The 12,651-nt window shown below is 45.3% G+C and carries 5 protein-coding genes; 4 read left to right on the top strand and 1 reads right to left on the bottom strand.

Annotated elements, in window-relative coordinates; all coding sequences use genetic code 11:
• The first annotated feature begins 207 nt into the window (after positions 1-207).
• The 3 genes from H6F66_RS22940 (at position 208) to H6F66_RS22930 (ending at position 4,774) form a co-directional block, all read left to right on the top strand.
• Positions 208-3,021: an EAL domain-containing protein gene (locus H6F66_RS22940; RefSeq protein WP_199295485.1), complete on the top strand. Its 2,814-nt coding sequence runs from the start codon at positions 208-210 to the stop codon at positions 3,019-3,021.
• A 141-nt stretch (positions 3,022-3,162) separates the two neighbouring features.
• Entirely contained in the window at positions 3,163-3,792 is a 630-nt protein-coding gene (locus H6F66_RS22935) for a cytochrome b N-terminal domain-containing protein (protein ID WP_190425948.1), read from the top strand.
• A gap of 112 nt (positions 3,793-3,904) precedes the next feature.
• Positions 3,905-4,774, top strand: a complete 870-nt coding sequence (locus H6F66_RS22930) for an alpha/beta hydrolase (RefSeq protein ID WP_190425944.1) — start codon at positions 3,905-3,907, stop codon at positions 4,772-4,774.
• A gap of 133 nt (positions 4,775-4,907) precedes the next feature.
• Here the strand turns inward: H6F66_RS22930 and H6F66_RS22925 are convergent, their stop codons facing one another.
• Complete coding sequence (locus tag H6F66_RS22925) at positions 4,908-5,573, bottom strand: Uma2 family endonuclease (protein WP_190425941.1); 666 nt, start codon at positions 5,571-5,573, stop codon at positions 4,908-4,910.
• Between the two features lie 231 nt (positions 5,574-5,804).
• Between H6F66_RS22925 and H6F66_RS27860 the strand changes: the two genes are divergently transcribed.
• The gene (locus H6F66_RS27860; RefSeq protein ID WP_199295484.1) at positions 5,805-12,257 is read left to right on the top strand and encodes a CHAT domain-containing protein; all 6,453 of its coding nucleotides are present in this window, start codon (positions 5,805-5,807) and stop codon (positions 12,255-12,257) included.
• Positions 12,258-12,651: the final 394 nt, after the last annotated feature.

Here is a 12,651-nt window from a genome sequence, read left to right as displayed (position 1 = left end):
TAAAAGTTACAAAAACTTGATAGCAAGAGAACAAACAAGCCCTGGCGACCTACGAACATGTTATTTCAGGGCTTGCTTAAGGCATTTTGTGATAAAAGTACGGGATTTATGTGATTTAGATCCCTAGAGATGCTATCTGATTTGAGGTAAAACTAAATACCGCAGGACTAAATGTAGCTAACCTGGCAAAGGACAAACTAAATATATATGGCAAATCTGAGCCAGATAGGGATATTTGAAGCGAAAGCTAGTGCTAAAGAAGATGTCACCAACATCCAATCTGGAGAAACATCAAGAGTGAAAGCACCAATACCTAGCAATGAAGCTGCAAGGCTTCAAGCTCTCTGCCAGTATGAAGTTCTTGATACTCGTCCAGAAGGGGCTTTCGACGAGCTGACCTATTTGGCCGCACATATCTGCGAAACTCCGGTTGCGCTGGTGAGCCTAGTTGATGCGAATCGTCAATGGTTCAAGTCAAAAGTAGGCGTGGAGGTATCAGAAACACCGCGAGATATTGCGTTTTGCGCCCATGCCATCATGCAATCCGATTTGTTTGTCGTCCCAGACGCTTCAACCGACAATCGGTTTGCAACTAACCCTTTAGTGGCGTCCGACCCGAATATCCGATTTTATGCGGGTGCTCCTTTAATAACGCCCGCAGGTTATGCACTGGGAACGCTTTGTGTAATTGACTTTGTACCGCGTCAACTGAGTTTGGAGCAACAAGAGGCTCTCTTAGCGCTTAGTCGTCAAGTAGTCGCGCAACTCGAACTGCGACGTAATTATGCAAACCTGCTAGAAGCGACACTAGAACGCCAGCACACAGAAGCAGCGCTTCGTAAAGCCCACGATGAGCTAGAAATCCGGGTTCAGGAACGAACCGCCGAACTGGAAAAAGCGAATCAAAAATTGCAAGCTGAGATTAAAGAGCGTGAACTGGCACAACAGGCGCGGCGGATGTCAGAAGAAAGGTTTTTTAAAGCCTTTCGTTCCAGTCCGGATGCGATCGCTATCACCACCCTAGCAGAAGGACGCATTATTGAAGTTAATGATGGTTTTCTACACCACACTGGCTATAGCCGTGAAGAAATTATCGGTATTACTTCATTTGAGCTAAACCTTTGGGCAAATGCAGAGGATCGTACTCAGGTGATGCAGACTTTACAGCATCAAGGGACAGTTCGCAACCAGGAATTTAACTTTATTATTAAGTCAGGCGAAGTGCGTGTAGGGCTGGTATCAGCAGAAATTATTGACTTTGATAATGAATTGTGCGTCATCAGCGTTATTAGAGATATCACTGAGCGCAATCGAGCTGAGGAAGCATTGAGAGTACAACAAGAGTTTCTTCGCTATGTAATTGACGGAACTTCAAATCTAATTTTTGTCAAAGACTGCGATGGAAAATTCATCCTAGCTAACAAAGCAGTAGCAAACATTTATGGCACAACAGTCGAAAATCTGCTTGGCAAAACTGATGCAGATTTCAATTCAAATTCAGCGCAAATAGATCAGTTTCTTTGCGATGACGGAGAGGTGATAGCATCATCTTACGAAAAAACTATTCCAGAAGAAATCATTACAGATTCCACAGGTAAAGTACATTGGTTTCAAACAATCAAGAAATTGCTTGTATCGCCTGATGGAAAAACTAGACAAATTCTTGGTGTTTCTACAGATATTACCGATCGCAAACTTGCAGAAGAGCAATTAATACACGATGCCTTTTACGATAAGCTGACAGGCTTACCAAACCGTGCTTTGTTCATGGATCGACTAAAACACGCGAATGAGTTGAAAAAACGGCGTAACGATTACTTGTTTGCCGTTCTTTTTTTAGATTTAGATCGCTTTAAAGTCGTCAACGACAGCCTGGGACACATGAGTGGAGATCAACTGTTAGTAGAAATCGCTCGTAAGCTGGAAACGTGTGTGCGCCATGTAGATACAGTTGCTCGTTTGGGGGGTGACGAGTTCGCAATTCTCCTAGACGATATTACAAATATCAGCGATGCCACCCGCGTTGCCAACCAAATTCAAAATAAACTGGCTTTACCTTTCAATCTGGACGGGCAGAGAGTGTTTACCAGCGCCAGTATTGGTATCGCTTTGGGTACAACAGATTACGAAGAGCCAGAACACCTGTTACGCGATGCTGATATTGCCATGTATCGCGCTAAGGCATTGGGTAGAGAGCGTCATGAAGTTTTTAACATAGCTATGCACACCCGCGCCGTGGCACTTTTGCACTTAGAAACTGACCTGAGACAGGCTGTTAATCGCCAAGAGTTTCGGCTTCACTATCAGCCAATTGTTTCGCTCTCCACAGGTCAAATTACTGGGTTTGAGGCGCTAGTGCGCTGGCAGCATCCAGAACGGGGTTTGGTTTCTCCAGGGGAATTTATTCCGGTGGCGGAGGAAACAGGGCTAATTGTTCCTATCGGTTGGTGGGTATTACAGGAAGCTTGCCGTCAGATGCGCCAATGGCAAGGAAAATTCTTGGGCAACTCACCCTTAACTATTAGCGTGAATCTTTCTAGCAAACAGTTTACGCAACCCAATCTAGCTCTAGCAGTCCATCAGATTTTACAAGACACTGGTTTGGATGCTGGAAGTTTGAGGTTGGAAATCACTGAAAGCGCCGTGATGGAAAATGCTGAATCTGCAATTTCCACGCTCTTGCAGCTGAAAAAATTAGGGGTACAGTTATATATTGATGACTTTGGCACGGGTTATTCATCTTTAAGTTATCTGCACCGATTTCCAATTGATACTTTAAAAATTGACCGTTCCTTTGTCAGTAGGATGAGCGGCGATAGTGAAAATTTGGAAATTGTCAGCACCATTGTGACGCTGGCGCATAACTTGGGTCTAGATGTGATTGCAGAAGGGGTGGAAACATCTGAGCAACTTGCCCAACTCAGAGCGCTCAAATGCGAGTATGGTCAGGGATATTTTTTCTCCCGGCCCCTGGATGTTAAGGCGATAGAAGTATTGATGGCGCGAGAGTGTCAGTGGTGATGGGTGGTAGGAGAGTAGGAGAGTGGGAGAATTTCCAATTTAGGGAAAATGAGAAATTTAATATTTTATTGGCATTAACTTAAGAAAAATACATAAAATAAGTATAAATACATATTCAGCCGACAAAGGTTGGAATTAGCCATGAAAAACGTACAGTACCCTTTCGTACTTCAGAGACTGGCTACTATTTTGGCTGTAGTTATTTTGTCTTTAACCCTGATTGCAGCCATCACCGGAATTCTTCTGTCTTTCTACTACGAACCTACGGCGGGTGGAGCCTATAACTCCTTAAACGCAATTAAAGCCGAAATTCCTAATGGCTGGTTAGTTCAGCGTATCCATGACATTGCTGGTAATGGATTAATTGGTGTTTCTCTGATAGAAATTGTTGTGATGTTTTTGGGAGAGAAATTTCGCCCTAGTTGGCTAACAGCTTGGATCAGCGGAATTTTATTGACTTTAGTTGCGATCGCTCTCGGATGGACTGCTATGCTCCTCGACTGGACGCAGCTGGGATACTGGCGTTTCCAAATCGAGTTAGGCACAATAGAAACCATTCCCCTCATCGGTTCCGTACTCCGACAAATTCTTACAGGCGGTGGCGCAATCAACACTGTAACAGTCGCACACCTTTACACTTTGCACAGTTATGTTCTCTCCATCGGAGCGCTAATTCTTGCCATTATTCATCTAGCAGGATTACTGCTACAGGAAAAAGAAGAGAAACAGACGTTGATGGAATCAGATGCTCAGCTATCTTTGCCTGAGTAACGAATATCTTACTGTTTGTACCAGGATCAAATTGCGGCAGAGTTTCAATAATCTCGTTACCAGGCTCAACCTGGTAACGAGAGGAAATCCACAATCGTATGAGGTAATATCAATGTCAGTGCTAGAAGGTTCTTGGAAGCACGAATACATCACGAGTAACGGCATCAGGCTGCACTATGTCACGCAGGGAGAAGGGCCTTTGATGCTGATGCTGCACGGATTTCCTGAGTTTTGGTACTCATGGCGGCATCTAATACCCGAATTTGCCAAAGATTTTAAAGTCGTGGCTCTCGACTTGCGCGGCTACAATGAAAGCGACAAACCAAAAGAGCAATCAGCTTATGTAATGGCTGAATTTATCGAAGATGTGAAAGGGGTAATTCAAGGGTTAGGATACGATAAATGTGTTTTGGTTGGACATGATTGGGGAGGCGCGATCGCTTGGAATTTTGCCTACGCATACCCAGAAATGTTAGATAAGTTGATAGTGCTAAATATACCTCATCCTGCCAAGTTTGCCGAAGGTTTCCGCACTCCTCAACAGTTGCTACGTAGCTCTTACATCTTCTTCTTTCAAATACCGGGACTACCAGAATTACTCTTGCAAGCAGGAGACTACCAAGCAATTGAAACTGCTCTCAAGGGCATGGCAGTTAACAAGAATGCTTTCACTAATGAGGATATTGAGGCTTATAAAGATGCTGCCTCCAAACGTGGTGCATTAACAGCAACGCTGAACTATTACCGCAATGTAACTCAGCAGAGAGTTCTAAGTTTAGATTGGAGCGTTCTCCAAGTTCCCACGCTGATGATTTGGGGAGAGAAAGATACAGCACTGGGTAAAGAACTAACTTACGGAACTGAGGAGTACGTCAAGGACTTTACTATCAAGTACATCCCAACTTCTAGCCATTGGGTGCAGCAAGAGCAGCCACAGTTAGTAATTCAATATATGCGAGAGTTTTTGACAGCTAGAAATTAGCAAATATAAACTCTCACTCCCAATACAGTTCGGTTAACAGTAGCCGTCACCCTAAAGGGTGCGGCTACACAAACGCCCGTTATAGGCAGGCTTTTTGTGTGGAGGCTTAGTAGTTAATAATGTATTTTTAAAGCTATTCCGCCTCTGGCAATTCACCAAAGCGATCGCGATAACGCTCCACCAGCTCCTCTGGAGTAGGAAACCGATTTCCCCTTTGATCAAACCAGTACAACCACTCTCTTTGAAAGCCTAGATGATAGCCAATACCTCGTCCAATTCCTAAACCGATTTCTGGCATCCAAAACGGCTCTCCAATTTGACCTTGATAAACTCCATCAATTAAGCGATAAACTTCAAAAGGTTCCTGGCGATCGCGTCGCCAAAAATCCGGGTTATAAATAACGTAATACAACACCCCTAACCGAGCATAAATAGTCATTTTATCGTCGTACTCGCCTCCGGGGGTTTGAGAAACGACTTCCAGAACAAATCTGGGGACAACCCCGTTTTCTTCCCACGTTACGTAACTTTTACGTAAATTATTCCCCTTGACCCGTTCGACTCCTAAGCTGAGGAAAGCATCAGGAACAATGGGAACTCTAGGATTTAAACCTGTGGTATGGTAAACGCCCATATTGACACCAAAAAACCAATCAAAGCGATTAGCCCAGATAAAACCTAGAATTAAACTCAAGAAATTGGGGACGAGAGTTAGTAGTTCATTATCCACAGGAAGACCATCAGAATCAGGTAGTTCATCGCTTGAGGGTAAGCCCAGTTTTGGGTCAAATTGTACCATACAGATTTACTTTTAAAATATGTTTTTATATTAGCTTGTTTGTACAGTAGATAACACACGTTTTAGCACTGTCAAATACAAATTGGCATTTTCTAATTTAGCAAATTTGTATTTGCTAAATATTATTTAATTTTGCTTAGATATCTACTTAAAGGAGTATTTTAGAGCAGATAATTTGATTATATGTAGCACAACTTTCAGCAACGAAAGTTAACAATTCCGGAGTAGTCCATGCCTGTACCGATTTCCCTAGTTATTACTACCTACAACCGCGATCGCTATCTCGGTGCAGCTATTGAGAGTATTCTGACGCAGACTAGGCATGACTTTGAGCTAATTGTTTGGGATGACGGTTCTACAGATAAATCTGTGGAAATTGCCAGGGAGTATGCTAAACGCGATCGCCGTGTGCGGGTAATAGCGGCAGAGCATCAAGGCAGAATACCGTCATTGCAAAATGCGATCGCGCACGCAAAGGGAACTTACATCGGGTTTGTAGACAGCGACGACTTGCTGGCACCCACAGCACTCCTGGAAACAGCAGCTGTACTAGAGGCAAACCCAGAAGTAGGTTTAGTCTACACCGACTACCTGGATATTAACCAACGCGGCAAAATTCTCAGCTACGGGAAACGGTGCCAAATTCCCTACTCCAAAGAGCGGCTATTGCTCGATTTTATGACCTTTCACTTCCGCCTGATGCGGCGGGATGTCTTGGAGCAAGTGGGAGGTTTTGATGAGTCAATGGCATATGTAGAAGACTACGATTTATGCCTGAAACTCTCCGAAATTACCGAAGTGCGGCACGTCAAAAAGCCGTTGTATTACTATCGGTGCCATCTAGGGAGCGATTCTCAGCGATATACCAAACAGCAGGCGAAAAATTCAGCACAAGCGATCGCTAACGCGATCCAGCGCCGGGGAATGAGCGATCGCTTTGCTATACAATTGCAAATTCTAAATCATTTTCCCTTTCAATCAATAGTTAAATTAATTCCCAAAAATAAGTCACTTATAGATTTTTTTCCAATACCCCCACAGGTTGAAACCTGCGGCTACGCAAACGAAGCCAGCCTCGGCAGGCTCACACTAATTCAGGCGGTGGAGGCAGCCTTTGTTCGTGTAGCCGCACCCTTCAGGGTGACAGCTAAAAAAGTGGGAGTACCCCTTCTATCTCTCGCTTTTTGCCTTTTTCCAACGTTCGTCAAAGCACAAATCACCCCAGGAAACGACACCAACACCAACGTCACCACCACAGGCAATCAAATTGATATTAGCGGCGGCAAACTTTCAGCAGACAAAGCAAATTTATTCCACAGTTTCAGCGAATTTGGACTCGACTCAAACCAAATAGCTAACTTTCTTGCAAACCCATCGATTCAAAATATCCTCGGTCGTGTCAATGGTGGCAATCCCTCGATTATTAATGGTTTGCTTCAAGTTACAGGCGGCAACTCTAATTTATTTCTGATGAATCCCGCTGGCATAGTTTTTGGCAACAATGCCAGCTTAAATGTTCCAGCTTCCTTCACCGCCACCACCGCTACAAGCATCGGTTTTGGTAATAACTCGTTTAATGCTTATGGGTTGAATAACTACGCCAATTTGACAGGAATACCCAATACTTTTACGTTTAGCACACAACAGCCGGGGAGCATTGTCAACACAGGTAACTTAGCTGTCGGAACTGGATATAATCTCAATCTATTGGGTGGAACAGTCTTAAATACAGGAAGTTTGACAGCACCTGGAGGAAATATTACCATCGCCGCTGTACCTGGTGAAAGTTTGGTTCGCATCTCTCACGCGGGAAATGTACTAAGTTTAGAAGTCAGTCCGTTGGTAGGACAAACGTCTGGCCTGTCAGATGTCCCTGGTCAGTCTCCACAATCATTGCCGCAATTACTAACAGGTGGAAACGTAGTTAATGCTACTGGATTAATTGTCAATAGCGATCGCATCCAGATAACTGGTTCTGGGATTAGCGTACCAGTAGAATCGGGAAACGCGAGCAGCGCTAAGAGCGCATACGCTTACGCGATCGCATCCGGTAAACTAGACGCATCCAACACGCAACCAGGAGCAACAGGCGGTGCAGTAGCTGTACTAGGAAATAAAGTTGCGTTAGCCGGAGCCAACGTTAACGTCTCCGGCGATGCGGGTGGCGGTAGAGTATTGCTTGGCGGCGATTATTTGGGAAAAGGCGGTGTTCCCAATGCTGCTTATACTTATGTTGGCGAAGATGTACAAATCAATGCTGATGCTATTACTAATGGCAATGGCGGTAGAGTCATAGTTTGGGCAGATGAAGCCACCCGTACTCATGGCAATATTACCGCTCGTGGTGGCTCAGAAGGCGGTAACGGTGGCTTTATCGAAACTTCCGGCAAAAATTACTTGGAAGTTACTAAACCCGCTGATGCTAGCGCTCCTAAAGGTCTTCCCGGCACCTGGTTGTTAGATCCGCGTAATGTAATTATCCAGGCATCTCCTACCACTGGCGGTGCGTTCAGTGGCGGAAATCCTGATATTTTCACCCCAACTAATGATGATGCAATCGTTGACGTGGCAACGATTAATTCGGCCTTTGCTTACGGAACTGATGTCACCATCACGACGGGAAACACAGGTACTCAAGCGGGTGACATTACTCTAGCATCAGGAGCCATTATTTCCGGGGCGTCTTCTTTTCAAACTCTGACTTTGGAAGCAGCCAATAACATTATCCTGAATGGCTCAATTAATGCTATCGCTCCGGGACTGCGTGTAGTGCTTCGCGGTGCAGGTGGTGCGGGAACCCGAGCTAATAACATCACAATTACTGGGACAATTAACACTGGCGGTCGCCGTTTTGAGAGCAGTAGCGTCAACTTCAATAGTCAGCTTGGCACCATTATTACTCAAGGACTCTCTAGCTTGGGTTCAGTCAATCCACATATTGACATCAATGCCACTAACAGTATTAATGTTGGCACTCTTATTATTGAACCTGGAAATCGTGATAGTGGAATTATTCAGCTGACAATTGACCCAGCAAGCACATCGGCAATTATTATTAACAGCGATATACGTGCCATTGGCGGTGGTTATGGCGCTATCAATTTTACTGGCAACTCGGTACTCAGAAACAACGTTACATTGACCACGACAACAACTGGCACTGGTTATAGTCCTACGGGCGGTAACATTAACTTTATAGGGAAACTGGATGGAAATGGTGCAGGCGGTCAAAATCTGACACTGGAGGCAGGCCTAGGTAATGTCACTTTTGGCGCCGTAGGCGACACCACACCGATAGGCAACTTAACTGTCAATAGTAATAATGTCACTCTTGATGGCAATGTCAAAACAGCCCCAGGCAGCACTATTAATTTCAATAGTGAACTGACGTTGAATAATAGTAGGAATAATATAGCGCTGATAGCTGATGAGATTGACTTTAGGGGGACAGTTGTTGAGACTACCAACACAGGCACCCTAATCCTCGCACCCGCGACAGCTAACCGAAATATTCAGGTTGGTGGAGCATACAATTTACCAGATTCTCTGACCGTGACCGCCAGCGATCTTAACGTATTCACCTTTAGTAGACCGCTCGTCATCGGAAGCACTAATAGCAACGGCACTATCACAATTGATCCAGCGGGTGCCTTGTTCCCCACACCCGTAACGATTCAAACACAAGGCGCGATCGCAGTCAATGGCACAATTATAAACTTAGACGGCTTTGTCAACCTGATTGCACCGACTACAACCCTAAACGCAAACATCAACGGAGATAGCAGCATTTCTATTAATGGCAACGTGTTACTTGGTAACAATGTCGCACTCAGTTCCAGAGGAGACGGATCTACATTTACACCCATCAGCATCACCGGAACAGTGGATGGCACGGGTGCAGGCGGACAAAGCTTAACTTTGTCGGCAGACAATTCCATCACATTCGGTGGTGCTATTGGCGACACCACGCCCATAGGCGACTTCATTGTTGATTCCTTCGCCACCAACTTAACCAACTTAAACGGCAACATTACCACAACGAGTGGTAGCACCATCAGTTTCAACAGTAATATAACGTTAAATTCAGATGTAGCGCTGACAGCAGATGAGATTAATTTCCGACCAGTTCCGACAATCAGCGGCACGGGTAACTTAACTTTACAACCAGCAACCGCTAGCAGAAACATTGAGATTGGCAGAGCATACAATAACTCCAATGCTTTGAGCGTAACAGCAGGCGATATGGTCGTATTGAGTAGCTTTAGGAATGCTCTCACCATCGGAGGAGCAACAAGTAGCGGCAAGATAACACTTGCTGATGACACAAGCTTCTTGTCTCAAGTTACCTTGCAAGCAGGCTCAATTGATACCGCAGGTTTTGAAATTCTAGGGTCAGGCAGAGCGATCGCACTGCTGGCAAATCAAGATATTACCACAGGTAATATTACTAATCCGGCAGGAAATATTACTCTAACTAGCAGCAACGGCGCGATTGATACCACCGCAGGCAGAATAAACTCTAGTTATAGTTCTGGTTCTGGCTATGGTTATGGTTATAGTTCTGGGAATGGGGGCGCGATCGCATTCACCGCCCAAGGCAACATACTAGCAGGCGATATTATCTCTAATTCCATCAATGGTAGTGGCGGCAATATCAGCCTCACCAGTCAGACAGCAGCCGTAGAAAGTCGAGATTTAACCGCCACAGGCACCACAAATGGCGGAGACATCACCATCTCTGCCATCACTCGCATCACCGCCGGAAAAATCAACTCCAGTGCCAGTACCGGAAATGGTGGTAATGTCATCCTCGACCCTGAAAATGACATCTCTGTTAGTTTCATTAACGCCCAAGGCGGATCTAGAGGCACAGGCGGCATTGTTGACATTACCACAGGTAGATTTTTCCGCGCTACCGACACCTTCACAGACACAAATGGTCAACAAGCAAGCATTTCCAACGCCGGAGGTGCGGGAGGTAATGCAATCACAATTCGCCACGGAGGCAACAACATTACTCCTTTTATTGTGGGAGATGCTGGGACTAATGGAACTCGCGGCGTAATTACAACTGGTTCCGACAATAGCATTATCCCTACCCAATCTTTCTTAGATAGCTACTCCCAAGGCACTGCACCGAGTGAGATAAAAATAATTACCGCGTCACCACCACCATCCCCACAGCCATCCCCACAGCCATCCCCACAGCCATCCCCACAACCCTCAACAGCACCAAATTCAGTGCCTGATGAGGCAACGCCGCCAGAGGAAAATGAATCTCCACAACTTTCCCTATTTACTACCATTCCTCCAGCGGAACTTGACACACTCTTTGTTGACTTAGACGAGTCATTCACGCGCTCATTTGAGCAATATATTGGTGAAAGTGCCGATACTCCTGTAAAAACTCTAACCGAAGCTCGCGATATTCTTCTCTCAATTGAGAAAGCAACTGGAATTAAACCGGCCCTAATCTATATCAATTTTGTTCCCGCCACGGGGACACCAAAAGCAGCAGCAGGCAAGACTATTTCGCTACCAATATCGCCAGAATCCGATGTTATATGGCAATTTAATGCCCAAGGACTAGCACTCAATCAGGTTTCCCAGCAACAGGTTACTACCCCTCCAGCTAATCGTCCCGCCCAAAACAACGACCAACTGGAACTTGTAGTCGTTACTGCCAAGGGATCGGCGATTCGGAAACGGGTAGAAGGGGCAACACGCGAACAAGTCATGAAAGTGGCTAAAACATTTCGCGGCGAAATAACCAATGTCAGAAATGCCCGTGGCTACCTGGCACCATCCCAGCAACTTTATCAGTGGATGGTGGCACCCCTAGAAGCCGAATTACAAGCTAGAGGGATGCAGAATCTAGTATTTATGATGGATGCGGGTTTGCGAAGTCTACCAATGCCTGCCCTCCATGATGGTGACAAATTCCTGATAGAAAAGTACAGCATCGGCACCATGCCCAGTCTCAGTCTCACTGATACCCGCTACGTAGATATCAAAAACACCCAAGTTCTAGCGATGGGTATGTCAAAATTTGCTGAACTCAATCCTTTACCAGGCGTGCCTGTAGAATTGTCGATTATCACCCAGAAACTATGGAAGGGAAAATCTTTTCTAAATGAGAAATTTACCCTGGATAATCTCAAAGCACAGCGTCGCCTAGTGCCATATGGAATCGTTCACCTGGCAACTCATGGAGAATTTAAGTCTGGATCAGTGGAAAACTCTTACATCCAGTTATGGGACACCAAACTGCGGCTAAACCAGCTGCGTCAACTCGGATGGAACGATCCGCCCGTAGAATTGTTGGTACTGAGTGCCTGTCGCACGGCACTCGGAGATGAACAGGCAGAGTTAGGGTTTGCTGGCTTAGCTGTGCTGGCAGGGGCAAAATCAGCTGTTGCCAGTTTATGGTCTGTGTCAGATGAAGGAACTCAAGGATTGATGGCGGATTTCTATGCACAATTGAAAAAAGCCCCCATCAAAGCTGAGGCATTGCGACAGGCGCAAGTGGCCATGCTTAAGGGACAAGTGCGTCTGGAAGGAGGTCAACTATTCTTGCCCACAGGGAACCTACCTCTGTCGCCAGAACTCGCTGACTTGGGAAACAAAGAACTCACCCATCCATACTACTGGGCAGCTTTCACGATGATTGGCAACCCGTGGTAAAAAGCCACTCATGCAACAAGGCTCTCATACAAAAAAGAAAAAATCCGTAGAGCAGACAAGATACCTGCAACAGTAAGAAAATTTAGGAAAAGTCACAGATGGTGTTGTTGTATGTTTTATAGGCTTTCGTCCGCCTTTTTTATCCCGATAGACAAACTCACTTGACACAAGTGCAAAAATATCACTTACAAAGTTAGGTATTGCCACTAAGCACTAAATTTTCGGTTTCGGGTATTTTAAGAACAGTCCTAAGCGTATTCACAGCTTTGTAGAGACGCGAGATTAGATCCCGCCTCTACAAGCCAAAGGAAAGGGGTGCCGCGATGAACCGGGGTAAACAGTGTCAAGTGCAAGAATCATTGCCTGGAACGACTCCCCCAATGAACAGGTGAGT

The sequence above is a fragment of the Trichocoleus sp. FACHB-6 genome, assembly GCF_014695815.1.
In the GTDB taxonomy this organism is placed as follows: Bacteria; Cyanobacteriota; Cyanobacteriia; order Cyanobacteriales; family FACHB-T130; genus Funiculus; species Funiculus sociatus.
This window is presented reverse-complemented; position numbering and strand designations above follow the sequence as displayed.